Origin of the sequence: Corynebacterium lipophilum (genome assembly GCF_024102595.1) — a bacterium.
GTDB lineage: Bacteria > Actinomycetota > Actinomycetes > Mycobacteriales > Mycobacteriaceae > Corynebacterium > Corynebacterium pseudogenitalium.
The window spans coordinates 1-25,739 of record NZ_JAEUWV010000008.1; the positions used below are offsets into that span (position 1 = coordinate 1).

16 protein-coding genes are annotated in these 25,739 nt (G+C 59.9%); 15 read left to right on the forward strand and 1 reads right to left on the reverse strand.

All coding sequences use genetic code 11. The features are described from left to right. Positions 1-231: 231 nt before the first annotated feature. Positions 232-1,575 (reverse strand): dipeptidase, encoded by a 1,344-nt coding sequence (locus JMN37_RS06605; RefSeq protein WP_252931412.1) that lies wholly within the window; start codon positions 1,573-1,575, stop codon positions 232-234. A 78-nt stretch (positions 1,576-1,653) separates the two neighbouring features. On the opposite strand from JMN37_RS06605, the gene JMN37_RS06610 reads away from it, so the two are divergent. The 15 genes from JMN37_RS06610 to JMN37_RS06675 all read left to right on the forward strand — a co-directional run bounded on the left by JMN37_RS06610 (position 1,654) and on the right by JMN37_RS06675 (position 25,734). Beyond that, positions 1,654-3,654, forward strand: a complete 2,001-nt coding sequence (locus JMN37_RS06610; RefSeq protein WP_252931413.1) for an OPT family oligopeptide transporter — start codon at positions 1,654-1,656, stop codon at positions 3,652-3,654. A 102-nt stretch (positions 3,655-3,756) separates the two neighbouring features. After that, positions 3,757-5,397: a chaperonin GroEL gene (gene groL / locus JMN37_RS06615; RefSeq protein WP_252931414.1), complete on the forward strand. Its 1,641-nt coding sequence runs from the start codon at positions 3,757-3,759 to the stop codon at positions 5,395-5,397. A gap of 565 nt (positions 5,398-5,962) precedes the next feature. After that, positions 5,963-7,459, forward strand: a complete 1,497-nt coding sequence (locus JMN37_RS06620) for a SpaH/EbpB family LPXTG-anchored major pilin (protein ID WP_252931415.1) — start codon at positions 5,963-5,965, stop codon at positions 7,457-7,459. A gap of 133 nt (positions 7,460-7,592) precedes the next feature. Further along, positions 7,593-8,501 carry a class C sortase gene (locus tag JMN37_RS06625; RefSeq protein WP_252931416.1) on the forward strand — a complete coding sequence of 303 codons (909 nt, stop codon included), beginning with the start codon at positions 7,593-7,595 and terminating at the stop codon, positions 8,499-8,501. Beyond that, positions 8,501-9,415 (forward strand): SpaA isopeptide-forming pilin-related protein, encoded by a 915-nt coding sequence (locus tag JMN37_RS06630; RefSeq protein ID WP_071573103.1) that lies wholly within the window; start codon positions 8,501-8,503, stop codon positions 9,413-9,415. Before JMN37_RS06625 ends, JMN37_RS06630 begins: the two co-directional genes overlap by 1 nt. A 21-nt stretch (positions 9,416-9,436) precedes the next feature. Then, positions 9,437-13,045 carry a SpaA isopeptide-forming pilin-related protein gene (locus tag JMN37_RS06635; protein ID WP_071573104.1) on the forward strand — a complete coding sequence of 1,203 codons (3,609 nt, stop codon included), beginning with the start codon at positions 9,437-9,439 and terminating at the stop codon, positions 13,043-13,045. 545 nt (positions 13,046-13,590) lie between these two features. Further along, complete coding sequence (locus JMN37_RS06640) at positions 13,591-13,875, forward strand: type II toxin-antitoxin system TacA family antitoxin (RefSeq protein WP_070361871.1); 285 nt, start codon at positions 13,591-13,593, stop codon at positions 13,873-13,875. Further along, the gene (locus JMN37_RS06645; RefSeq protein ID WP_070361872.1) at positions 13,865-14,374 is read left to right on the forward strand and encodes a GNAT family N-acetyltransferase; all 510 of its coding nucleotides are present in this window, start codon (positions 13,865-13,867) and stop codon (positions 14,372-14,374) included. Before JMN37_RS06640 ends, JMN37_RS06645 begins: the two co-directional genes overlap by 11 nt. Positions 14,375-14,683: 309 nt before the next feature. After that, positions 14,684-15,352 carry a single stranded DNA-binding domain-containing protein gene (locus JMN37_RS06650; protein ID WP_143000799.1) on the forward strand — a complete coding sequence of 223 codons (669 nt, stop codon included), beginning with the start codon at positions 14,684-14,686 and terminating at the stop codon, positions 15,350-15,352. Beyond that, a complete protein-coding gene (locus JMN37_RS06655) occupies positions 15,349-15,543 on the forward strand; it encodes a hypothetical protein (RefSeq protein WP_070361874.1) in 195 nt (64 codons plus the stop codon). Before JMN37_RS06650 ends, JMN37_RS06655 begins: the two co-directional genes overlap by 4 nt. A gap of 1,621 nt (positions 15,544-17,164) precedes the next feature. After that, the gene (locus tag JMN37_RS06660; protein ID WP_168156160.1) at positions 17,165-17,305 is read left to right on the forward strand and encodes a hypothetical protein; all 141 of its coding nucleotides are present in this window, start codon (positions 17,165-17,167) and stop codon (positions 17,303-17,305) included. A gap of 53 nt (positions 17,306-17,358) precedes the next feature. Beyond that, positions 17,359-17,487 carry a hypothetical protein gene (locus JMN37_RS11330; RefSeq protein ID WP_255366114.1) on the forward strand — a complete coding sequence of 43 codons (129 nt, stop codon included), beginning with the start codon at positions 17,359-17,361 and terminating at the stop codon, positions 17,485-17,487. A 138-nt stretch (positions 17,488-17,625) separates the two neighbouring features. Continuing rightward, positions 17,626-18,525, forward strand: coding sequence for a polyphosphate kinase 2 (gene ppk2, locus JMN37_RS06665; protein ID WP_070361875.1), 900 nt, complete (start codon positions 17,626-17,628; stop codon positions 18,523-18,525). A gap of 764 nt (positions 18,526-19,289) precedes the next feature. Continuing rightward, the gene (locus JMN37_RS06670; RefSeq protein ID WP_177224263.1) at positions 19,290-19,796 is read left to right on the forward strand and encodes a DUF2335 domain-containing protein; all 507 of its coding nucleotides are present in this window, start codon (positions 19,290-19,292) and stop codon (positions 19,794-19,796) included. A 175-nt stretch (positions 19,797-19,971) separates the two neighbouring features. Next, positions 19,972-25,734, forward strand: coding sequence for a CshA/CshB family fibrillar adhesin-related protein (locus JMN37_RS06675; protein ID WP_252931417.1), 5,763 nt, complete (start codon positions 19,972-19,974; stop codon positions 25,732-25,734). The last annotated feature ends 5 nt before the right edge of the window (positions 25,735-25,739 follow it).

The following is a 25,739-nucleotide window of genomic DNA, read 5'->3' on the forward strand; positions in this document are numbered from 1 at the left end:
AGACCTCGGGGGTGGTCATGCCTTCGAAGTACTTGTCGACCGCGGACTCGCGGACGGTGTCGGGGAACTTTGCGGGCATCGGAATACCTTCCAGCCCTCAACACTCCAACAAAATGTCCGCGCTCCCCGAAACGGGGATTACTACATTCCTTTTACTCCCATTTGGGTTTCGGCAGCGCCCCAGACAGCTAAAACCAGCCGAAACCCGGCCGAAACCCGGCCGAACCCCGGCTACTTCCCGTACTGCTGCAGGAAGAGTGCTTCGGCCACCGCGATGCGTTCGATTTCGGTGGGGTCGACGGATTCGTCGACGCCGTGGATGCCGCATTGTGGTTCTTCGACGCCGTAGAGGGCGATGGCGGCGTCGGGGAAGTGGTTCTGCAGCGTGATGGTGAGTGGGATGGAGCCGCCGGAGCCGATGAGGGCGAGGTCGGCGTCGTCGTAGGCGGTTTGGAGGCAGTCGCCGAACAGGGCGATGGCGGGGTGGTTGGGGTCGGTGGCGAATGGTTCGTTGACGCCGGAGATTTCGACGGTGACGTGGGCGCCGTTGGGGGTGTGGGCGTGGATGTGGTCTTTGACGGCGTTGGCGATGGCGGCGGCGTCGGTGCCTGCGGGGACGCGGAGGTTGTATTGGGCTTCTGCGCGGTGGTTGACGGCGTTGACGGCGTCGGCGACGGGGGTGGAGGTGAACCCGATCATGGTGATGGCGGGGCGGGCCCAGACCATGTCGGCGGGGTTGTCGTCGGGGGTGCCGTTGAGGGTCACGCCGTCGAGGACGCCGGCGTCGGTGGCGAAGGTGTCGGCGGGGTAGGGCTGGCCGTTCCAGGTGGCGGTGCAGTCGACGCCGTCGATGGTGGTGCGGCCGGTGTCGTCGAAGAGGGAGTCGGTGATGCGGACCAAGGCGTGGGCGGCGTCGGGGGCTGCGCCGCCGAAGGAGCCGGAGTGGATGGCGCCCTGCAGCGTCTCGACGGTCACGTTGATCTGGGCGCCGCCGCGCAGGGAGGTGGTGAGCGTTGGGACGCCGACGGCGGCGTTGCCCGAGTCGGCGATCATGATGGCGTCGGCGCGGAAGAGGTCGGGGTGGGCGTCGATAAGTTTGCCGAGGCCGTCGTCGCCGCCGAGCTCCTCGGAGCCTTCGACGACGACTTTGATGCCGAGGTCGGTGCCGCCGTTGGCCTGGATGAGGCGCAGTGCTTCGAGGTGCATGGCGAGGTTGCCTTTGCAGTCGGCGGCGCCGCGCCCGTACCAGCGGCCGTCGCGCTCGGTAAGGGTGAAGGGGTCGCTGATCCAGGCGTCGGGGTTGTTGGCAGGCACGACGTCGTAGTGGGAGTAGAGGAGGACGGTGGGGGCGTCGCCGACTGGGGCTTTGGTGGCGATGATGGTGTCGGCATTATCGACGGTCGCGTGGCGGGTCACGTCCAGTCCGAGGGCCTCGAGCGCGGAAACTGTCCAGGCGCAGGCGGCTTCGTGTTGGTCGGCGAGCTCAGGCGTGGAGTGTGGGGAGTTGAAGCCTACGAGGGCGGAGAGGTCGTCGAAAATTCGGTCGCGGTTTGGGGTAAAAGCTGTTTGTGTCATGTGGTCGAAAGTACCACCAACCGGAGGAGTACAATCCTTTCCGTTCGTTTTTATGCCTATATATTGAAAGGTCTTGCAATGGCCTCGACGATGCGTGAGTTGACGCTGCGCGGGATCATCATTGGTGGCTTGATCACCTTGGTGTTTACTGCCGCGAATGTGTATTTGGGGTTGAAAGTCGGGTTGACTTTTGCCACGTCCATTCCGGCGGCGGTGATTTCCATGGCGGTGCTGCGGAAGTTTGCTGGGCACAATGTGCGTGAGAACAACATTGTGCAGACGATTGCGTCGGCGGCGGGTACGCTTTCGGCGATTATTTTCGTCCTTCCGGGCTTGGTGATGGTCGGCTACTGGCAGGGTTTCCCCTTCTGGACGACCGCCCTGGTCTGTGCCCTGGGTGGCACGTTGGGCGTGATGTATTCGATTCCGTTGCGTCGCGCGCTGGTGACTGGTTCTGATTTGCCGTACCCGGAGGGTGTCGCGGCGGCGGAGGTGCTGCGCGTTGGCGACGGTGACAATGGCGGTTCGGAACGCGACCACGCGGAGAACTCTGAGGGCCTGCGCGTCATTATTCTTGGTGCGGTTGCGTCGGCGTTCTATTCCTTATTGACGGCCATGAAGGCGGCGGCCAGCGAGGTTGCCGGGTTCTTCCGTGTTGGTGGGGGCGGCACGATGATGGGTGGCTCCTTGTCCTTGGCGCTGCTGGGCGTGGGCCACTTGGTGGGCTTGCCGGTGGGTATTGCGATGCTGGTCGGCGTCGTGATTTCCTTTGCAGTCCTGCTGCCGATGAAGTCGGCGGCCCATATGGGCGACGGCCTGGAGCTTGCCGAGGTTGTCTCCACGACGTTCGCGGACGAGATCCGCTTTATCGGCGTGGGCACGATGGCGGTGGCGGCGCTGTGGACGCTGATCAAGATCGCGAAGCCGATTGCGACGGGTATTGCTTCGTCGTTGGCGGCGTCGAAAAAGAGGCACGAGGGCGTGGCCGTCGACGTGACGGAGCGTGACATCCCGTTCCCGATCGTGGCGGGTGTGATTGTGGCGTCGATGTTGCCGATTGGCCTGCTGCTGTGGAACTTCGTGCGCGGCACCGACATTCATGAGCACGCGCTGTCGCTCACCATGATTTCGGTACTGTTCATCCTGGTTATTGGCCTGATTGTGGCGTCGGTGTGCGGGTATATGGCGGGGTTGATTGGGGCGTCGAACTCCCCGATTTCCTCGATTGGCATCATCGCGGTCCTCTCGTGCGCACTGCTGATTGGCGCGTTCATGGCGGGCACGGACGCGAATGCGAGCTCGCTGGTGGCGTACACGCTGTTTACGGCAGCGATTGTGTTTGGCATCGCCACGATTTCGAACGATAACCTGCAGGACCTCAAGACGGGCCAGCTCGTGGGGGCGACGCCGTGGAAGCAGCAGGTGGCGCTGATTATTGGTGTGCTGTTCGGCTCGGTGGTCATCCCGCCGATCCTGCAGGTGATGCTCACCGGCTTCGGCTTCCAGGGCATGGAGGGCGCAGGCCCGGACGCGCTCGCGGCACCGCAGGCGGCGCTGATGTCATCGGTGGCGAACGGCATTTTCAACAGCTCGCTGGATTGGGGCTTGATTCTGCTGGGTGCGGGCATCGGCGTTGTGCTCATCATTATCGACGAGACCCTCACCCGCACCACGGGCAAGTACAGCTTGCCGCCGCTGGCTGTGGGCATGGGCATGTACCTGCCGGTGTCGGTCACGGTGATCGTGCCGATCGGCGGGCTGGTCGGATACATCTATAACCGTTGGGCGCAGGTGCAGCGCCACCCGGACTTCGCTCGCCGGATGGGCACGCTGGTGGCCACGGGCATGATCGTTGGCGAGTCCCTGTTCGGCGTGCTCAACGCGGCGCTCATTGCGGGCGCGGCGGGGGAGAGCCCGCTGGAGGTGTTCACGGAGCAGTCCTGGACGCCGTGGTTCAGTACGGCCCTGTTCGTTGTGTTGGTGTGGTTCGTGTACTCGAAGACGCGCTCCAAGGTCAGCAAGGTGGCCGAAGATGGTTCCTTGCACTCGGCGGGCGAGAGTGCTAAAACTGTGTCTTAGCACTCGAGGCAATTGAGTGCTAACGCGGGTGAGGTTGGCCGCGCGCTGACCGTGCCGTCGCGGGCGCCTGCATTTTACGACGAATACAAGGAGAAAACTTACATGGCTAAGATGATCGCATTCGACGAGGAAGCACGCCGCAGCCTAGAAAACGGCCTGAACACACTAGCCGACGCCGTCAAGGTCACCCTTGGGCCTAAGGGACGCAACGTCGTCCTGGAGAAGTCCTGGGGCGCACCAACCATTACCAACGACGGCGTCACCATCGCCCGCGAGATTGACCTCGAGGACCCATACGAGAAGATCGGCGCCGAGCTGGTCAAGGAAGTAGCCAAGAAGACTGACGACGTCGCCGGCGACGGCACCACGACCGCAACAGTCCTGGCACAGGCGCTGGTCCGCGAGGGCCTGCGCAACGTCGCAGCTGGCTCCAACCCGATGGGCATTAAGCGCGGCATCCAGGCAGCGACCGAGAAGGTCTCCAAGTACCTGCTGGACAACGCGAAGGAAGTAGAGACCCAGGAGCAGATCGCCTCCACGGCAGGCATTTCGGCCTCCGACCCGGAGATCGGCAAGAAGATCGCTGAGGCGATGTACGCCGTCGGCAACGGTGCGGTGAACAAGGAATCCGTCATTACCGTTGAGGAGTCCAACACCTTCGGCGTTGACCTCGAAGTCACCGAAGGCATGCGCTTCGACAAGGGCTTCATCTCCGCATACTTCGCCACCGACATGGAGCGCGGCGAAGCCGTCCTGGAAGACCCATACATCCTGCTGGTCTCCTCCAAGATCTCCAACGTCAAGGACCTCGTTCCGCTGCTGGAGCAGGTCATGCAGTCCGGCAAGCCACTGCTGATCATCGCCGAGGACGTCGAGGGCGAAGCCCTCTCCACCCTCGTCGTGAACAAGATCCGCGGCACCTTCAAGTCCGTCGCCGTCAAGGCACCAGGCTTCGGCGACCGCCGCAAGGCCATGCTGCAGGACCTCGCCATCCTCACCGGCGGCCAGGTCATCTCCGAAGAGGTCGGCCTCTCCCTGGAGACCGCCACCCCTGAACTGCTCGGCCAGGCACGCAAGGTCGTCGTGACCAAGGATGAGACCACCATCGTCCAGGGCGCCGGCGACCAGGCGCAGATCGACGGCCGCGTCAAGCAGATCCGCGCCGAAATCGAGCACTCCGACTCCGACTACGACCGCGAGAAGCTGCAAGAGCGCCTGGCCAAGCTGGCCGGTGGCGTCGCAGTGATCAAGGTTGGCGCAGCCACCGAGGTTGAGCTCAAGGAGCAGAAGCTGCGCATCGAGGACGCCGTCCGCAACGCGAAGGCAGCCGTCGAGGAAGGCATCGTCGCCGGCGGTGGCGTCGCCCTCCTGCAGGCCGCCCGCGAGCTTGTCGACGACCTCGGGTTCGAAGGCGACGAAGCCACCGGTGTGAAGATCGTCCGCGAGGCGCTGTCCGCACCACTGAAGCAGATCGCTCTGAACGCTGGCCTGGAGCCGGGCGTCGTCGCCGACAAGGTAGCCAACCTGCCTGACGGCCAAGGCCTGAACGCCTCCAACGGCGAGTACGTGGACATGATGGAAGCCGGCATTAACGACCCGGCAAAGGTGACGCGCTCCGCACTGCAGAACGCTGCCTCCATCGCGGCCCTGTTCCTGACCACTGAGGCCGTCGTTGCCGACAAGCCTGAGCCAGCCGGTGCAGCCGGTGGCATGGACCCAGACGCCATGGCAGGCATGATGTAAACCGCTAGTTTCTGACTGGCTTTCTCCCGGGTGCCCCGCTTTCGCGGTGGGGCGGCCCGGGATTTTTGTGTTCGGGGTTGTTCGGGTTTCGGGGTGGGATGTGTTCACAAAACCTTGCTAGAGATTTTGTGAACAGATTTGCGTGTGGCTTCGCGTCGGTTTCGCGCTGACCAGCGTTGGTCGACCGGAAGAGGTCGACCGGAATGATTGTGGCAGCAAAAGGCCCCGGAGGGAGCATGCCTGAAACCGCGCCCGCAGCAGCCTGCGAAGTATGAGGAAATTCTTAGAGTTTTAGCGGAGAAGCTAGGCATGAATGTCTAGCAATATATGGGCAGTTGGTTACATAAGCAATGGTCAACGAATAAAACCGATTTGCTCAGCGAAAATAGGGGAATATGTCGACTGAGAAACCTTGAGATTCGTTCAAATCCGCCTGGACAAAGCGGGGGGGGGGTGATTAGATTCAATGTGTTCCCAAAGTCGGGCCACTGACGTGTGCGCAAGAAACCTAAACTTCTTGAAGTGCGCTGAGGGCCCTGAGCAACCTCTTTTGGAAGGAAACCAAATGGCAATTGCCCTCAAGAAAACCGCCGCGATCGCAATCGCAGCAGGCCTGACCTTCGCCGGCTCCGCTGGTATCGCGGCGCAGGACGCGATGGCGCAGGACGCAGCACAGGCGGCGCACACATCGAACGTAACTGGTGCCGGTATCGACAGCAACAAGGCGCTGTCGCTGACACTGCACAAGAAGAAGCTTTCCAGCACTCAGCAGCCAGGAGCGCAGGCAAACGGCCAAGAGATGCAGGGTGTTCCTGGATCCGGGCTTGATGGAGTTGAGTACAAGCTTGATTTGATCAAGTCCCTGAATACGGACCAGGACTGGCAGGAAGCTGCAAAGACCTACAAGGACAACAAGACTGCAGATATTCTGAAGATCACGCCGGAAACGGCCGACGTAGCAACTGGTACGACCGCTAACGGTGGCGATGTGACCTTCAAGAATCTCAAGCGTGGTCTGTACCGCGTCGTCGAGACCAAGGCACCTGCTGGTGTCGTCCCTGGTGCACCGTTCTTGGTTTACGTGCCGATGACGAACCAGGATGGCACCGACTGGATCTACGACGTTCATGCTTACCCGAAGAACACCGAAAACACGGTGACGAAGGAAGTCAAGGATGAGTGGGCCAACGTTGGTGATGAATACACCTACACCCTGACCACGGGTGTGCCTACTGGCACGCTGACGAAGTACATCGTGCGAGATGTACTCAATGATAAGTTGGAAGTTCCAACGGAAGAGAACGTGACTGTCGAAGGTTACACGGTCAAAAACGACTACGAGGTCAGCATCGTTGGCCAGACAGTGGAAGTGAAGTTCACTCCCGCCGGTTTGAAGAAGCTGCAAGCAGGAGTCCCAGTAAAGACGACCATCAAGACCAAGACCAAGGAAGCTGTCCAGCACATTCCGAACGAAGGCACCTTGATTTACAACAACGGCAGCTCGGAGCACGACACTGAGCAGCCAACGAATAAGGTGCACAGCTACTGGGGCAATCTGAAGGTCACGAAGACCAACGAGGAGAAGAAGCCGCTGCCGGGTGCGGAATTCGCGCTTGTTGGTTGCAAGGCTGAAGGCGGAAAGCTTGTCGAGCTCGAGGGCGGCAACCGTAACGCAATGTCCAGCACCGCCAACAAGGTAACCAACGTCTTCAAGACTGGTGATGACGGTACGGTGACGATTTCCGGCATCCACGTCGAGGACTTCGAGAACAACAGCGAAGCAGATCCTAAGACTGACTTCTGCTTGAAGGAGACGAAGGCTCCTGCTGGTTACATCGCGAACGACGCTCTTATTCCGTTTGAGCTGAAGCGCGGTGACGTAAACCCGGATACCAAGGCGCCGGTGAAGACCATCGAAGCTGCGGTTGAAGTCAAGAACCAGAAGTCCCCGAACACCCTCCCATCCACCGGTGGCATGGGTATTTTGATCGTGGCCCTGGCGGGTCTCGCGATCATCGGCGGCGGTGTCTACACGGCACGTCGTAACTCCCGCACCGCGTAATTAGTACGTGATGTAGGAGCCCCTGCGGGAAACTCCGCAGGGGATGGCCGGTCGGCGGGACGGCCTAAAACTCCCGCTCCAGTTTTGGAAGAAGGGGACGTCGATAAGGCGTGCCAAATGAAAGGAAGACGCGGTGGCAACAGAGGTGAAGGCGAAGCATCGGCGGGAGCCGGCGCAGCAATCGTTCTTCAAGCGTATGGCGCTGCCCGTCATCCTGGTGCTGGTGGGCATTGCGGTGCTCATGTATCCGGTCATTGCGACGCAGTGGAACAACCGGGTGCAGGAGCAGGTAGCGAAGCTTTATGAGGAAGAGCTGCAACAAACGCCAGTCGAAGAAGTAAATACGGCATTCGAAGCCGCGAAGGCGTACAACGAGGCGCACACCGACGGGCCGATTCTCGACCCGTGGCTTGCCCGCATCAGCGAGGACAACGCTGATTACAAGGAGTACGAGCGTCAGCTGGAGGGTGTGTCGGCGATGTCGCAGATCGCGATTCCGGCGATTGACCTGCGCCTGCCCGTTTTCCACGGCACGGCGGAGGACACTCTGCAGAAGGGCCTTGGTCACCTGTACGGGTCGGCGCTTCCCACAGGTGGTAAGGGGTTCCACTCGGTCATCACAGGTCACACAGGCTTAACGACGTCGACCCTGTTCGACAACCTTTCCGACATCAAAGTCGGCGACGCCATCTATGTATCCACGTTTGGCGAGCGCATGAAGTACAAGGTGTACGACATCGAGGTTGTGCTGCCGGATGAGACCGACAGTCTGCGCGCCGACCCGGAGCGCGACCTGCTGACGCTGATCACCTGTACGCCGTACGGCATCAATACGCACCGGTTGCTCGTCCACGCGGAGCGAGTACCCATGGACCCCGACGAGGCCAGCATCCTCGACGACTCCACCTCCACCCTGCAGTGGTGGATGTGGGCACTCGGCGGGGTGTCCCTGCTGATCCTGCTGGCGCTGATCTGGTGGGTGTACCGCGAAAAGAAGAAGAGCGACCGTTCCGGCGCTGTGAACGAGGAGGTTCTGTCCTAATGCGCTTGTCCCAACTATTGGCAGCGTGTGGTGCAGCCACGATGCTCGTCGCGGGTGCGTTGACGCCTGCGGTGGCCGACGTGCGCCCAATCAGCGGTAATGACGCCAACCTGAACCCGGCGAGCATCGACAAGAGTAAGCCGATCCAGTTGCTGCTGAAGAAGCAGGGCACCAACCCGTACGACCAGGTCCCGGCCGGCCAGAAGCCTCCAGCCATCGCCGGGGCGAAGTTCACCCTGTCGAAGGTGCGGGGCATCGACATCACGACGCAGCAGGGCAGCAATGTGGCAAAGAAAACCACGCTTGACGACGCCCGCACGCGCGGCCTCGACGTCATCGAAACGAAGGCGACGAACCAGCGCGGCGAAGTTCTCTTCGACAACCTCACTCCGGGCCTGTACCTGGTGGAGGAGTCCGCCCCGGACACGAAGTACGAGTACCACCTGAGCAGCCCGAAACTGCTCATCCTCCCACTTCCTGACGAGCGCGGCATCCGCTACGAGTACGAGAACGTCCTCGTGATGAAGTGGGACAAGAGCTACGGCACCCCACCACCGTGGGAGCCCTCGGAGCCACCATCAACCACGCCAACAAAACCCGGCACCACGGTGACCACGACGAAGACGACGACGTCGACGCCTCCTCGAGTGAGCACCACCATCTCGACCACGTACACCACGACCCCACCTGGTGGTACCCCCACTACGGTGACGACCACGGTGCCGTCGACAATCGTCACAACGAAGCCGAACGGAGTGGTCACGACGGTGACCCACCCCCGCGCCGTCCCCGAGAAAGAGCGCGGGTCGCTGGCGTCCACAGGTGCGAACGTGCTGTGGGCCGCAGGACTTGGCGGACTGTTAATTGTGCTGGGGTTGTTCCTGGCGCGGCGAAGCAAGAACGAGACACGGTAAAGCGGAAGTAGGGAAAGAAAGATGCGAAACTTTATCAAACCTGCAGGATCTCCTGCTCGGCACCGTGCCCGTGGACTTGCGGCCGTAGTAGCCTCGGTAGCGTTGGCCGCCGGCCTGGGCGCGTACCCGTCTGTGCAGGCGGAGGAGACCACGGCGGTCTCCGACATCACCACCGACGACGCCGGCCTGCCCACCTACTCGTGGATGGACGACGGCACACCGTCTTCATCCGCCACGCCTTCGGCGCCTGCCGCAGCGTCGGCCTCTAATTCGGCCTCTGCATCTGCTTCGAAACCAGCAGAGGCCCCGGCTACCGCGAACCCCGTGACCGTCGAGCGCAAGGGCGACGTCGATCGCATCACGATCAACGACCCCGCAGGCGAGGCATGGGAGTTCGGCGGCAAGGCGTCGAAGGAAAACATCTTCGCACTCAAGCGTGAGGGCAAGGGTGAGATCAAGGCAGTCCTGTCCGTGACCGCTGACGGCCGCAAACTCGAGCCTTACGACTACGGCTTCGTCAACGCTAAGGACGGCTCGTTCGTGGCGTTCAACCTGAACGCCCTGCACACCATCCCGCCACAGGTCGTCGAGATCGAGGTCCGCGCTACCGATGCCGGTGAGTACGCGATCGCCGAGAGTGACGCGGTGCCGTCCGAGGCGCAGCTCGCCAATTCTGGTTATGGGAAGGGGCGTCCGGCGGCGGGCGTTGCGGATGCGTCGGTGGGGCAGAACCGTGCGGCGACAATCCCCGGCTATCCAGACGCAGAGCTAAACGTGAGTGGCCTGAATACGGAGTGGGTCAACAACAATCCGCAGCTGACGTTCAAGATCGGGGGCACGGAAAAGATCTACCGTATGACCCGTTTTGCAGTGAAGAAAACGCGCAACGACTCGAACACTAAAAACATCGAAGGCCCTGTGTCAATCCGTATCCAGCGCGATGGGGTAAGTATTGCACAGTTGCAGTATGGATTCACCACAGTTGGAGTTGGCGATAATCCCGACAAGCTCAATCAGCGGTTTTGGAATAAAAATGCTCTCGGGAAGTCTTACGACACGGAGTTCCGACTTGTTCCAGAGGTGAAAGATCTGGAGGTCAAACCCGGAGATGTCATTACCATGTCCCTGGTTGGGCCGCCGAATGGAGAATACGCAGTGCAAGCGTGGGGACAACCGATCGATGCTCCTGAAAAGGTTTCCTTCGTGATGAAGCCTGAGGATAAAGAGAACGCCATTCCCCTGAGTAAGTCGGAAACTACCGGCAACAGCCCGTACCGAACAACCTCTATTGTTGAGGCCGATTCAACGTTCAAGCGTGCCGTCATTGAGGTGAAAGCACCAAACAGTTTCCTCGCGAAGGAGTACTACAGCTTTCACATCGACTTGCTGGAGGAAGGCGTTACCTTCGAGCGGAAAGTAATTGAGAGCAACTCTGGCTTTGTAAAGATGGAGATTTACCCCGTCAAGGACGGTAAACGAGTCGAAGAGGGAGTGTTCATCCCAAAAGGCGCTCAAATTACGAGCACCGCTTCCTTCAGCGACCAACCCTCCGAAATCAACGCGGTCACGACCATTGAGGGCACGGTAAAGCCGAAAGAGAACAACCCGGAGCGCGAGACGCTGCCAGACTCTGGTGACTGGTTGCCCCAGCGGGTGCCGAACCCGGAGGTACCGAAGAAATGTGGCCTTAAAATCGCTATCGTCGCGGACCTTTCTCGATCGCTGAAATACGCAGATTTGGACCCCAACAAGAACAATGGCGAGATCGGCTTTGCACAAAGTCGCAAGGCAGCGACCGCTATGGTTGATGCGCTGGCAGGAACGTCTACGCGTGTAGGAATCTACAACTTCGCACGTACTCGCGGAACACGTGCCGGAACGACAGGTGATGCGGTTTCGATGATGACAGACCGCGGAGTGGAATCTGCGAAAGCAGCCATCAACGAGTGGACCATCAACAACACGCCCGGTGACGCAACCAACTGGGAAGATGGTTTGGCTCAGCTGCACGGCAAACACTACGACCTGGTGTACTTCATCACCGATGGTGTCCCTACCTGGGATAACAGTGGTTGGCAAAACCCAAATATGGAAAACACCGGTGCATTCCTGCAGGCAACGTCTGTGAAACGCGCCGTTGAATCTGCCAACCAGTTGAAACTTGAGGGAACTCGCATCGTGCCGATCATGGTGACATTGACCCTCGGTGCAGACAGGAAGCCGAATGGAATCGAGGGGCCGAACTACGTCTTCAACCAAGACTATGTGCTCAAGGATGTTTTGCCGTGGAACGTTGGAGAGACGACCCAGGGGCTTGAGAACAAGATTGTTTGGAAGCGTACCTCGCGATCTGCGGCCAATAATCGAACACCTCTCTACAACACGAAGCGCGAAAACATCATGGTCAACTTTGAGCGAGCGATTTATAAAAACATTGAGCTCATCGAAGTGCACTCGGTGAATGCCCGAGGTGGCACGTCAGAAATTACAAAGGACCAGGAAAAGTGGACCTATGGCATTCGCACAGTTGATCAGTTGGCTAAGGATATATCCAGTGACGATGCTCCGGCAAGGATCGAGAACTATTACGCTCTGAGCCAGCAACTTGGGGACCGCGCTAAGAAGATTAAGGAACTGTGCGAGGGTGAATTGATTGTGAAGAAGCGCCTCGTTGATTCGGCGGGCAAGGTCGTGGAAGGTGGCGATGGTGCCCCCGGGTGGACATTTGTAGCCAATTCGGACCAGCCAGTGCTCGACGCCGGTGACGGCGCATTGAAGAAAACGGATACCAAGGTCACCGTTAAAGAAGGCACGAAGTTTAACAATGCCGACCTTGAACTGTCCGTAAAGAAGGGCACTGTGAAGTGGCGTCTCGCGCCGACCAACGCTGAGACGGGTGCCATGGGGCAGACGGGCCTAACGGTTACTGAGTCCCTCGACCAGAAAAGCGGATACCGGATCTACCAACGCGATATGAAAAACGCTGTTTGTACCCAGGAGGTTGATGGCAAGAAATACGGCGCCGAGGTTGTCAATAATGGCGAGACTGGGTTCGACATTGTGGCAGCGCCTTACGCGAAGGTTCACTGCACCGTGGACAATACGCAATCGAATAAGTACGGCCTCACGCTGACCAAGGTCGATGCCTCAGACAACGCCGTGAGCCTGACAGGCGCTGGCTTCACACTCTCCTGGGTAGAGCAGGACGGGATACCTCAGTCGGTTCCGTTGACAGAAAAGAAGGAATCCGCTGGTACGTACGTAACCGAAAAGGTGCTGGAGCCAGGGCGCACCTATGTGCTGACAGAAACCAAGGCACCCAAGGCAGCCAATGGTGCGCAGTATTCGCTCCTTACCCAACCGGTGACGCTGCGTTTCGTATCAACACAGCAAGGGCTTGTTCCTGAGTTCCAAGGATCCGACGGTGCCTGGCTTCGTGGGCAACCCACACTACCTATCGTCAGCGCCTCGGTTGACAAGAACAAAACTAACATGGTTTTGACGCTCGCCAATGTCCGACAGGGCAACCTGCCAAAGACTGGTGGCATGGGTGTTCAGCTACCAATTCTGCTCGGCGGGGTGCTCATCGCCGCTGGTGCGTTGGTAGGACGACGACGGGTCGCAGCTTAGCCGAGGGCGCGATCTGACGACGTGTCTTTACGGACAAGCTGGAGGGGCTTGGTGCTGATCAACAGTGATCGGGGCCAAGCCCCTTCGGGCCTTTGGAGCGCAATCGACCAATTGCCGACAAGTGACGCTGCAGCGTGATGTCTTCGCTCCAGGTTTGAAAGTGAACCGTCTGACTAGAAAGCAGATTTGGTCACGCGTGAATCGGATTTGACTTTGGGCTTGTGGCAGCTCGTTGAGCGGACAAGGGCAAAACGACGGGTGGAGCCTTTCTATCTAGTCTCGTAGAAAAGCGTTAGTCTCGAGGCTACCGGCTCTAAAAAGGATTGCTTTTAGTTGCGTCTAGGTCCCTCGGGGGTGCTTGTTTTTAAGGGGGACATCGGGGGAGTCTGAACAGGCTTCCACTAGTTTCACAGCGCAGGAGCGTTGGTGGCGTCGTCAATTAGCCGGACCTGCACCCGCGGCGATGGGTACTCCCAAGTTCTGAATCCTTGCCCACGATCTCTGAGGTGTGTACATTGTGAGTACAAATATTTTGGGAGGTTGAAATGGCTGTGAAAGATAGACGGCTGAATCTGCGTACATCGTCAGTACAGGAGGAGTGTCTGCGGCGTGCGGCTGAGGTGACGAATTCCTCGGTGTCGCAGTTTGTACTGGAGAGCGCTGTTGAGCGCGCTGCCAGAGTGCTTGCTGATCAGCGGCTCTTCGTGTTGGGGATGGACGATTTTTCTCGTGTGGAGGAGTTGCTTGCTCAGCCTGCCGACTTTTCACGGCTAGGTACGCTTTTTGCGGAGGAAACTCCTTTTGGCAAGGAGTTCAGCTTTGGAAGCTGATGGGATTCTTCACCCGCCACGTCGGTTGGAGAAGTCGGATAATCGGGCTGAGTTTCGGTGCGGGGAGGCGTCGCTTGATACGTGGTTTCACCGCTACGCGATGCAAAACCAGCGTGCCAACAACTGTGCGGTGTATGTATCAACGTGGAATGAGCGGGTCGTTGGCTACTATGCGGTGTGTACCGGGGGTATCGTCGCTAAGGTGGCGCCGGAGCGTTTTGCGAAGGGGCGGCCGGATCCTATTCCGGTGATCATCCTTGCACGGCTTGCGGTTGACCAGAATGCTCAGGGGAAAGGCGTTGGCAAGGCGCTGCTGCGCGATGCGCTGGAGCGCTGTTTTACCGTTGCCGTTGAAGTCGGTGCCGCGGCGGTAGTTGTGCACGCGCTGGACGAGCGGGCGAAGCAGTTCTACATGCAGCACGCTGGTTTTCAGGAGATGCCGGGGCAGCCGCTGCATCTTCTGCTGTCGGTGAAGGGGATTGAGCGGTACATGGCGTGATGGGGGCTGAGGCAGGTTTTCGCCGACCAGCTGTTAGGACTACGCATTTAGTAACGTGGTGTTCCCCTCACTCGGGCGGGTTGTGCACAACTAGAGCCAAAAACTGCAGATACCAACTACGCTGTTTTGGGAGCCGACTCCCACGTCTTGGACGAACCGAATGCTTTGCCTCGGCCAGCTGCAAGTAGTGGTGTCTGGGTGCTCGCAAAACGGAAAATGTACAAAGGGGAACACACGTCGACTACGCCTGACGTGTTGCTTATTTGGAGTAATAAGTAATAGTGCTAGTGCTAATACTGGGGGTGGCACATGGGCGATCTCAATCAACATAGGAAATTTTTGTCCAAAAGTACTGAAGAGCGGTTGCCTTCTCAGCGGCTTAAGGTCAAGCTCCTAGTTTGTGGATTTCTCCTATTAATCGGTGTAATTGCTGGATACTATATTTGGTGTTCAGACCTATCATGGCCGTTTTATTTGTCAAGGGTATGCAAATATGTTTTTCCTAGCTTGACCCCAATAGTTGCAGCTATAGCGTTGATATCTGGGTTCAAGACTATTGAGCAGAAAAAAGAGTCAGATGATCGCACCGAGTACTACAAACAGCTGCAATGGGCAATTGACAACTCTCTTACCAACAACGCCCTCATGCGATTGCAGTCACCGAGTCTCATTAGGAGCGTTTTGACTTCGCGCAAAATCGCCGAAGAAGAAAAGGAAATCGCACAGGCAGCTGAAGATTACGCCAATGCTCTTGAGGCTCAACTGCGCAAGGAGTCGAGTAGTCCAGGAAACCTTACGCCAGGTGGGGGTCTCGCTTTTGCCGAACCGGAACGAAATAGGAGTGGAACAAACACAACTCTTCGTTCACTTGGGATAATCCCATATTCCGTTGGATTCATTTGTATTTTTGCGATGCTCCTGCCGGTGCTCATTTTGCACTACGATGACGAAGATGAGGGGAAGGAGAAACTCAAATGACGACACGCTATCCGCAGCGACGTAAAGACAAAGCGCACATTTCGTCAGTCGACCCTGAAATTGTTGCTGCCCTTTTGGAAGCTGCCGAAACTTCACGTCACCGCACAGATGAATTCATGGCACGTCGCTACCCTGAGGATCGTTCGAAAAATAGGTTTTGGAAATCGTATTTTCTGAAGAAGCGCGCGTAGCATTTTCGAACAACAACGTAGTGAGGAAGTAGCCACCGCGGGGATGGCGGGTACCCCACGAAACGTCGCGCTGTTTTTGCCGATAACACCCTCCGGGCAGCTCGGATGTAGCCGTTGCGTCTGTCAGTAATCCAGTTCCTTAACGATGTTGCTGCTGGGTGCCGGCCGGTAAAGTGTGCTACCCAGTCGCAGACTTCGGGTGTGGTCATTTCTTCGCGGTGTTTGTCGATCGCGGACTCGCGGATGAAGGCCTTAGGATCTCAACCACTTTGTTTAACAGGTGACCCCAATTTGTGTATCTCCGCGCTGGAGGTTTCTAGGTCGTAGATGGCGTCGTCAATGAGGCGGGCTTATGCGCGGGGTGACTTGCGCTGTATAGCTATGCTTTGTTGCTGTGAAGTTCGGCCTCTATCTCGGACCGGGAAAACCCTAAATGCTCGATGACTTCGTCGAGGCCCGTGCGGTTGCCTTGTCTCTGGCGACGCGAACCAGCGCCAGCGTTGCGTCCTGAAGCGTTTCTCGGTCGCGGAAAATCGTTCTACCTCGCAAGCGTCAACGACTTCGGAGACGAGTTTTCCGTGATACGACCAGGCAACCTGCGTGTGTTCCTCGGCAGGCGAAACGGTTCCAGTGTTGCCGTGCTGCGACGCTTCAGTAACCGTGCCCAAAAAACTATTTAGAAATCTATGTAGTTGCAACGGGGGTACGTTTGCGTGACAGGGCTTTGGCTGGCCTTCGGACTGAGGCGTGAGGAGACATCAATCTCACGAAAAGACGTCATCCTTAGGCATTAGCTCTAAAAACGGATTCTCTGAGGTCTTAAAAAGCTCTGGAGCCTAGGCGCCTCCAGGCGACAACGCTCCGGTAACCGGCCCGTCGTCACTCCAACATATCCTCTTTTGCCGCCATGAGCCATAGACGTGACCCACTAATAACAGCGTGATAGAGTTCCACATGCGAAACTAGGCAAAAAGAAAACCCGCCTCCGAGGAGAACGGGGAAACTATGTATCGGATTTTACACGATTGAAAAGGTTTGTCGAGACCGAACCAACACGAGGAACGGTTGTATCGACGACAGTGATTAACATCTGCGGCCGGGCGAAAAATCTGGGCTAAAGCGTGCATGCCAGTCAACATGGCTTGGGGTGTTCGGTATTGCCGAACGTTCGCTAATGCCGAACGCTTTTTAGCTGGGGTGAGAGATCGTCGTGGCGGTGGGGTGGAAGCGAAAGCCGTAACGATCCGTGCTCAGCGAACTATCAGAAATAGGGGGCCGTGCAACAATGGTTCGAATGTCGCTTTTACACAGGAAGTTCAAAGAAACGGTGGAAGAATAGTTTGCGGTCACCTGTATGAACGCATTTCAGCAGCTTAAGTAGTATTTTATATTTTGTGGTGATGCGCTGGGGAAACTCGCCTGAACGTTTGCTGTCACGTCATGTATGTAAGGTACACGCGCCGGGTGCCCCTAATGTGAGGTGAATCATTCACGAAGCCTTGACGTGAGTTAAAAATACGTGCAAAATTAACGGCTAAGACACACCATCACGGTGTGCAACCTTAAGAAATGTAGACACACGGGCACCCGCCCACAATGTCAAGACCTGTAAGGGGTAAGTATGGATCTCGCAGTCATCACCGACGCGTTGAAGGACTTCAGCACCTTCTCCAGCAATATCGTCAAGTTGTTCCGCCTCATTCCGGACCTGTTTATCAACTTCGGCAAGCTGGGCGACAAAGCAACTGCCCTGCCGAAATAATCACGGCTTAACTCTCAACATCCCACTGATTTTAAACTCAAAGGAGTAAACTCATGCAGGCACTCGAGAACTGGGCGTTCCTCTCGTCTGACGCACACGTAGCAGGCGCACTTCTGACCATTCTGAAGCAGCTCGGCGAAGGCGCAGACGCCATCGTGAAGCTGATCGGTCTGGTTTCCTAAGGCCCCCTGATACAAACCCCGCCACAAAATGTGGCGGGGTTTTCCCTTTTGGGAATGCGTGGGAAAACGGGGGTGGCGTCGATAAATAAAAACCAACAATCAGCGCCGATCCGGGGGCAATGGGGTTAAACTTGATACATGGCTGACCACAAGGATGACGAACTCCCAATGATCGACCTCGCCGCCGTAGAAGGCTGGATCGTCGACGACACCGATGAAGACGACCCGGCGCTGCTCATGCCGGACGGGACACCAATCGAAACCTGGCGCGAAAACTACCCCTACGAAGAACGCCTCAGCCGGAGCGAGTACGAAGAACAAAAGCGTGCCCTCCAGATTGAGCTGCTGAAGTGGCAGAACTGGACTAAAGACACTGGTCAGCGCCACATCATTATTTTTGAGGGTCGTGACGCAGCGGGTAAAGGCGGCACCATCAAACGCTTCAACGAGCACCTCAACCCGCGTGGTGCGCGCACCGTCGCCCTGGAAAAGCCGAGCCCGCGCGAATCCACCTCCTGGTACTTCCAGCGCTACATCCAACACTTCCCGGCAGCAGGCGAAATCGTGTTCTTCGACCGCTCCTGGTACAACCGCTCCGGCGTCGAACGCGTCATGGGCTTCTGCACCGAATCCCAACACGCCGAATTCCTGCGTGAAGTGCCGATGCTCGAGAATATGATCCTTGGCTCCGGCATCTCGCTGACCAAATTCTGGTTCTCCGTGACGCAGAAAGAACAACGCACCCGCTTCGCCATCCGCCAGGTAGACCCGGTGCGCCAGTGGAAACTGTCGCCGATGGACCTCGCATCCCTGGACAAGTGGGACGACTACACCAACGCCAAGGAAGAACAGTTCCGCTACACGGACACTGACGAATCGCCGTGGATCACCATCAAGTCGAACGACAAGAAGCGCGCCCGCCTCAACGCGATGCGCTACATCCTGAGCAAGTTCGAATACACCAACAAGGACCATGATGTGGTGGGGACGCCGGACCCGTTGATCGTGAAGCGTGGGCGTGATCAGATCGGGGACTAGGGAGTAGGCCTATCTGGGAGGCAGCAACGGAAGGGTTGGGACTTTCCCGCTTTTCCGTTGCTGCTTTTGCTGGGGGCTACACGCATGATGTCTCTTCAGCCCCTGATAGGTCCTCGGAGCCGACTTCTTGGGGATAGGTATTTGGGGTGGGATAGTCATCACGAGCGGAGTCGGGATTTTGTGAACAGAATTGCAGATGGGAGTAATGCCCCTTTAGACCCTTAAGCCTGAGACTCGGCTTTCGATGAAGGTGCAACGCTAGTCGGACACTCTAGCATGGGTAGCCCGTCTGTCGTGCAAAGCCACGCTGCTAGCAAAGTGCTGCAGACGGCGGCTTCTACGCGGAGAAACTGTGGGATTAATGGCTGAAACGGACGGACAGGCGGTTAGAGAGTTAATCGTTGAGGCGCCTCAAACCTGCGGGAGGATGCCGGTCTAAGACCACATTCCATATGGACCTCGAGTGTTGTGAGCTGGTGAAACGTCGGGTTTGATGGGGATAAATCGAGGAATTTGGTGCGTGGACGTTGGAGTCTGATGTCGCCTGTACTTACCTGCCAGAAAGGGATGTCGATGGCATAATTGTCATAGTGTAATGGCTATGGGACAATAAACGTTCTTTACCAGGAGATGGAGGTGGGATGGCGAATGAGCACTCGAACGATGCGCAACATGACCCGTGGCAGGGTGATAGCTCGCTCCAGCGACGGTCGGATAATTCGGGAAGCACGTATCCACGATCCAGCGGAAAACCTGGAGAAAGCGTGGAAGCAAACGGGGCAGGCACTGCGGCAGGCGATCGACTCTCAGAACAAGATGATGTTTTAGAAGCCGAGGTGCTAGATCAGGTTAGTAACAGGGTCACGCACGATCTCATGAGCGTGATGCGAGTTGCTCCTTTGCCTCATCCTAGTGAACTTCAAGCTTACGAAGAGGTCGAAGCTGGTTTAGCAAACAGAATTGTCGCAATGGCAGAGGACTCTGCCATTGCGGCGAATGAAGCGACAAGGTCCAACGCCGCAGTCAACTACGCTCTAGCCGAATCAATCCGTGAAGAGGGGAGAGCGGTGAGAAGAGGACAGTGGATGTTTGTCTGCCTAGCGGTTTTGTTTTTGGCTGTGGCGGTAATTCTTGAGCTGCTTGACCGAACTCCATTTGCAACGGGTATGGGGATTCTCGGTTTCTTAAGCCTGTTGGGCAGTATGTTTATTCCCAAGAAGAAGCCCCAATGGGGTCCTTCAGGAAAAGGGGAAGAAAGCTCAGCAAGGTAATGCGGAGGGCCCCACAGTGCGCCCACCCAAAAAGCAAACCCCCACCCCCATTTACCTGGGGATTCTTAAGGCTCTGTAAGTATTGCTGTTCTCTCCTCGAGCACGGTACGATTGCGGTGTTTTACACCAATAGAAGCATCCATAGAAGCTGGAGCACAGCAAAAAGGGCGGTTTCATGACAACAGCGGGTTGGCCAGCATTTGGCGAACCGCCTCGGCTGCGACGAGCCGCAGCGGCAGTAGTTGTGTCCATGCTGCTCGCGCTGGTTGCCGTGCTCGGAGGCCTCGGCGGTCAAAGCTCAGCGAGCGCCGCCGACGCTAACGGCCGCGTCAATATTGGGGACTGCTCGTTTCGTAAGGCGGACGGGGACGCCAAGAAGTGGGCGAACCAGATGTGTTGGATTGATGCGTCGGATATTGCGAAGCCGGGGACGCACAATGTGACGAAGCGTTTCGGGGATTACACGCTGACGTACACGGTGACGGTGGAGGCCTCGGATACGGGGACGGGGTCGAATAAGGGCAGCTTGTCGGCGGGGCAGCAGCCGCCGTGGAGCCGGGCTGCGTTCGGGAACCAGATTGCGGGGCAATCGTTCTTCGTTGCGGAGACGGGGGCTACCGCGAATGACATTTTCCAGACGGAGAAGAACCGCTTCGTGCGCCTTTCGTTCCGCAACGTGAAGTTCACGTACCGCGGGCAGCCGCTGCCGTCGTTTCGGATGATGGTTGCGGATGCCGAGTCGACGGGCAGTGTGCTCGGCGGCGAAATGATCAGCGTGGATGTCTCCAACTCGGGCGGCACGGGCACGGTCAATCCGCCGATTAGGCTGACGCCGAACGGCAGTCGTGAGGCGTGCCGGAAGACGTTCGGGGCGGGCGTCGAGAGGAATCAGTGGCAGTGGGCCGACATGGGCGGCAAGAAACGTGACTTCATCTGTGATAATGACTCCGGCGGTACCTACGGCACGTTCCTTGTTGGGTTGGATTCGCCGACGGCGTTTGAGATTGGCATCGCGTCGAACTCGGGCGGTACGGCACGCTTCCCGGACCCGCGCGGCAACCAGGCGTTCGCGATGGCGATCGCGCTTAACCGCATCTCCACTCAGGAAGGCAAGGAGCTGGGCACGGCGGACACGGCGGCGCAGCAGGCGTTCACCGGCCAGGCGGAGCAGCCGGTGACGAGGATTTTCACCCAGGATGGGCAACAGCGTAACTGGATTGAGCCAGTCGGTGGGTCGAGCACTACTCCGGTGCTGCGTCGTCTGAACGCGGACGGTGTGCCGGAGGATACTGTCGGGCTGCAGTCGACGATGGCTGGGAAGGATCTGGCCTTTCGTCGTTACTCCCCGGAGTGGACGTGTAGCGCGATTTCCGCTGACGGCGCCACGGACACCTTCGTGTACGAGCCAGGAGCCAACACTGACCAGGCCCCGGTGCGTTTGACGCACAACGGTGCGCCGCTGAGCCGCGCGGATGCGGAGCGCAGTGGCATTTGGTTCCGGGAAAACCGCGCGGAGGGCGTCTCCGAGGTGCAATTCGCGAACAAGGAAAACCGGGAAATCAACTGTAACGTGCACTGGAAGTCTCGCTTCGCCCCGGCATCGTTGGAGCTGAACAAGCGGGTCACCGGCACGGCGAGCAATTACGCGGAGCTTGCCGGCAAGAAGTTCACCATCGACTACGCGTGCACGGCCCCGGAGGGGTTCCAGGCCGCGTACCCGGATGTGAAGCTCAGCGGGTCCCGCGAGGTGCAGCCGGGTTCTCGCCAGCTTGTCGACGGCCTGCCAGCCGGCGCGACGTGCACCCTCAAGGAAACCGCGCCTGCGGCGGTGTCGGGCGCGGACCTGGATCTGCGGTGGAATGGCGCCACCCACGGCACCCCGAACCAGGGCAGCGCGCAGCATACGTTGACGCTGCAGCCGAATACCGCACCTGCGGCTGTTGAGGCGGAGAACCAGTACTCGGCGCGGACTGCGACGCTGCAGTTGCGTCATGTGGTGCAGGGCCCGGCGGCGACGCCCGTGCTGCAGAATCAGGAATTCACGTTTGAGCTCAGCTGCCCGGCCACCAATGCGCCTGCGCGGCAGATCACGGTCCGCGGGGGCGCCCCGGTGACCGTGGATGGTGTGCCACGCGGGCAGGATTGCGTGTTGCGCCCCGTCGAAGGGCTGACAGCGGAGCAGCAGAAGTACATCAGCCTGACCAGCAGGGACGCCACCGGTGCCGCCCAGCAGCAGGACGGGCTGGCGCTCCGCCTGCCTGCGACCGGGCCTGCGGCCGCCGAGCCGGTGGAAATCCGCAGCACCTACGACTACCGCACCGCCGATGTGCAGGTGCACCAGGTGCTTGCGGGCCCGGCGGGTGCGTTGCCGTCCGTGACGGGCCAGGGCTTCAGCGCGAACTATGCGTGCACGGCCCCGGACGCGACGAAGCGCACCGGCACTGTGACGCTGACTGATGGCCACGCCGTCATCCCGAAGATGCCGGTCGGATCTACGTGTACGTTGAGCTCGCAGGAGCCCACCGCGGCTCCCGGCGAGGGCCCGGTGCGCACGTTCGAGCTGCAGAGCACGACCGTCGCGCCGCAGACGTTGACGGTCGGCGATGGGCAGGCGGACGCATTCACCATCACCCGTACTTACGACTACAAGTACGGCACTGCACAGCTTTCCAAGGTCGTGACTGCCAACGGGGTGCGCAGCTTGCCCGCGAATTACACGTTCAACTTCGCGTGTGGTTCCCGCAACGTCGTGAGCAATGGCACGGTCGAGGCAATCAAGCTGGAGGGCACCGCGACGGTCGCTCCGGGTGCGCCCGTCACGCTGAAAGTGGGGGATCCGCGTGTCGACGACGGCCCCGGCGCCACCATGCGCGTGCCCTACGGCAACACCTGTACCTTCACCGAGGATCGCCCTCAGCTGCCCGGTGGTGTGAACTGGGACACTGACGTGGATAACGTGGCGCTGACCATCACCGGCCAGACCAATACGGCCACCGTGAACAACACGTTTACCCCTGCCGGCAACGGGCTGACCATCACGCAGCGCTACACCGGGGAGCAGGCACTGTACCCGAAGGTGGGCGTCGATTATCAGTTGAGCTGCGGTGCATTTCAAGAGACCTTCCAGCTTGCCGACGGCGCCCAGCGCACCTTCAGTGCCGCCGAAATCCCCGCAGGTACCCAGTGCACCCTTGCGCGGCGCAGCCCGGTGGACACGCAGCGTACCAACAGCAAGGGCGCGGACTACCCAATCACTCACACTACGGTGGGCCATTACGCGCCGGGTGGCGAGCAGTCCACGGAGCTGGCGCCGGGAGTTGCCTTTACGGTCGGGGAGCGCGCGACGCTGGCCATGGAGGACGAGTTCGCCTACCAGCGCGCCACCCTCACCGGGGTCAAGCGCGTGCGGTTCGACCCGGCGACCAAGGGCCTGATCGCGCCTGCGAAGCAGGAGGCGTGGCTTGGTCGGGAGTATCCGGCGTCGCTGCGCTGTGTGCTGCCGGATGGGACGCCGGGGGCGTCGCTGCAGGCGTCAGTGCGCAATGGCGTGGCCGTAACCCAGGGCGACCTGGTGGTGGGCAGTAGCTGCACCGTCGCGGAGAACCCGCTGACCCCGGAGCCGGGCATCCACATGGCGGCCACGACCGCCGTGGACGGCACACCGGGCAACACGTTTACAGTCTTGCGGGCTGGTAACTCGGTGGAGTTCATCAACACGTTCTCCCGCCGGGTCACCGACGCAACCGTGCGCACCGGCGTGGTGCTGCCGGGGACGGCGCGCCAGGACTATGAGGCCACGGGGAAGACGCTCGGCGCGGTGCTGCCCGCCCACCCGGTGACGATGGTGTGCCGCGACGGGGACGCCGAATTGCTCCGCCGCAGCGCCATCGTCGACGGCGAAGGCGCCGTCAGCGTGGCAGGCGTGCCGGTTGGCGCGGCCTGCACGGTCGAGCTCGGCGGGTATGCGCCGCTGGACCTCCAGGCGGACACCCCGGAGGATTCGCTGCGGGCAACAATGCTGCCGGACGCGGTGGACTGGACGGTGAGCCGCCCGGACTCGACACTGGCGACGGGCAAGCCACTCGAGCAGGGGAATGAGGCGGCGGTTGCTCCTGCGTTCGTGGTCGAAGAAGACGCTGCGGCCAACGTGGTGCGTGCTACGAGCCGCTACGTGTACCAGACCGCGCCGCTGAAGCTGCGCAAAGACATCGAAGGCAATTCCGCGGACATGCGACTGCTCGGCGAGGCGAACACGATGCGATTCGCGCTGCAGTGCCGGGCGCTCGGCACCGAGTTGACCAGTGTGGAAGGACTGCCGCTCCAGCTGCAGCCCGGTGACTTCACGGCGGTCGACGGCGGGCTGCGCTACATCTCCACAGGCGGCGCGGAGTCCGCGGTGCCGGTCGGTGCGCACTGTCGCCTGCGCGAAATTGCGGTAGACAACGTGCCCGCCCAGCTCACCGTGGTCGCGGCCCAACCCAGCGTGGAGGCCGACGTCACCACCCAGGGCGCAGAGCTGCACCTGGTGAACAAGATCAGCCGACGCACCACCAACCTGCAGGTAGCGATGCGCCAAACCGGGTACCTCCACGGCGCGGACCCCGCAGGCTACACGGGCACGCTCGTGTGCAAAGACGGCGACGCCACCCTGGCCATCCGTCCAGTCCAGTTCAGCGTGGCCGAAGTTCCCGAGCGCCCGCTGCCCGGCGCGGACGCCGTGCCGGTGACCGGCCTGCGCACCGTGGAGGTGCCGGCGGGGACCTCGTGCACGCTGACCATGGATGCCGCGGCGGCACTCAGCGCGCGTGGCGAGCTCGAAGTGTCCGCGGGTGATCGCCGCCCGTACCTCGGCTTCGCCGCCTGGCACAACGGCACCTACGACGGCCCGGATACCACCGTGGACGGCGTCGCCCCGCAGGACGTGGGGGCCAAGCAGTACGAATACGCAGTGGACGTCCCCGTCGACGCTCCGGATACCACCGCGGCTGACCCGGCGGTGGTCGTCGGTGTGCAGGCGCACCACCCGCGGGCAACCGTGGACGTGGCATTCACCAAGCAGGCTGCCGGCGCCCCCGACGCAGAAGGCACCTACACCTTCCGTGCCAATTGCGGCGACGGCACCCGCGATCCGTTTACCCTGCGCGCCGGGCAGACCCACGTGCTGCGGAACGTGCCCGTGGGCAGCGACTGCACCGTGGAGGAAGAGCAGACGGCTGGTACGTACACGTTCGCGCTGACCTCCCAGGGCGCCAAGCTGGGGGAGGGCTACCAGCCTGAAACCGGCACACCGACCGTGGCGTTTAAGGTGCTCGCCCCCGAGGCCACCGACACCGCCCGCGCGGGCGAGGCCTGGACGGCGACCGCACTGAACAAGTACGCCAGCGTGGCGCTGAACAAGCGCATTGCAGGCACCCCGCTGTCTGGCGTCACCAACGTGGTGGATACCGCCCTGTTGCCGGATCACGCCACCACCATGGACGTCACCTACGAGCTGACCAACACCGGCCAGTTCGACCTGAGCAACATGGTGCTGCGCGACCCAGCCTTGGCAGGCATGACCGTGCGCACGCCCGACGGCCCGCACACCATCGGCGAGCAGGGCACCATCCCCGCCGCCGCATGTTCTGCGGTGCGGGCGGCGCTGGCGCCGGGCCAGTCCGCAACCTGCACCGTCACGGTGGACATCCCCGCGGAGGGAACGTTCCGCCACCGCGGCACCGCGACGCTGCAGGCAGCCACGGGCACCCTCGGGGCGGTCAGCGCCGAATCCACGTACGGGGCGCTGCGGGTGCCGTCGACCATCGGCTGGTTGTTGCCCGATACCGGCAGCACTACACTCGTGTGGATTCTGCTCCTTGGGCTGCTGATCTTCGGTTTCAGCGCCCGACGCTTCCTGACACAGACTTCAACCTCAACAACTCCAACAACAGAAAGTTAGACACC

Bases quoted from the DNA above. Each gene is read 5' to 3' on its own strand.
- JMN37_RS06610 (WP_252931413.1), top strand. From the start codon at position 1,654: ATGGCCTCGACGATGCGTGAGTTGACGCTGCGCGGGATCATCATTGGT.
- JMN37_RS06675 (WP_252931417.1), top strand. From the start codon at position 19,972: ATGACAACAGCGGGTTGGCCAGCATTTGGCGAACCGCCTCGGCTGCGA.
- JMN37_RS06620 (WP_252931415.1), top strand. From the start codon at position 5,963: ATGGCAATTGCCCTCAAGAAAACCGCCGCGATCGCAATCGCAGCAGGC.
- JMN37_RS06630 (WP_071573103.1), top strand. From the start codon at position 8,501: ATGCGCTTGTCCCAACTATTGGCAGCGTGTGGTGCAGCCACGATGCTC.
- JMN37_RS06605 (WP_252931412.1), bottom strand. From the start codon at position 1,575: ATGACACAAACAGCTTTTACCCCAAACCGCGACCGAATTTTCGACGAC.
- ppk2 (WP_070361875.1), top strand. From the start codon at position 17,626: ATGGCTGACCACAAGGATGACGAACTCCCAATGATCGACCTCGCCGCC.
- groL (WP_252931414.1), top strand. From the start codon at position 3,757: ATGGCTAAGATGATCGCATTCGACGAGGAAGCACGCCGCAGCCTAGAA.
- JMN37_RS06655 (WP_070361874.1), top strand. From the start codon at position 15,349: ATGACGACACGCTATCCGCAGCGACGTAAAGACAAAGCGCACATTTCG.
- JMN37_RS06650 (WP_143000799.1), top strand. From the start codon at position 14,684: ATGGGCGATCTCAATCAACATAGGAAATTTTTGTCCAAAAGTACTGAA.
- JMN37_RS06640 (WP_070361871.1), top strand. From the start codon at position 13,591: ATGGCTGTGAAAGATAGACGGCTGAATCTGCGTACATCGTCAGTACAG.
- JMN37_RS11330 (WP_255366114.1), top strand. From the start codon at position 17,359: ATGCAGGCACTCGAGAACTGGGCGTTCCTCTCGTCTGACGCACACGTA.
- JMN37_RS06635 (WP_071573104.1), top strand. From the start codon at position 9,437: ATGCGAAACTTTATCAAACCTGCAGGATCTCCTGCTCGGCACCGTGCC.
- JMN37_RS06660 (WP_168156160.1), top strand. From the start codon at position 17,165: ATGGATCTCGCAGTCATCACCGACGCGTTGAAGGACTTCAGCACCTTC.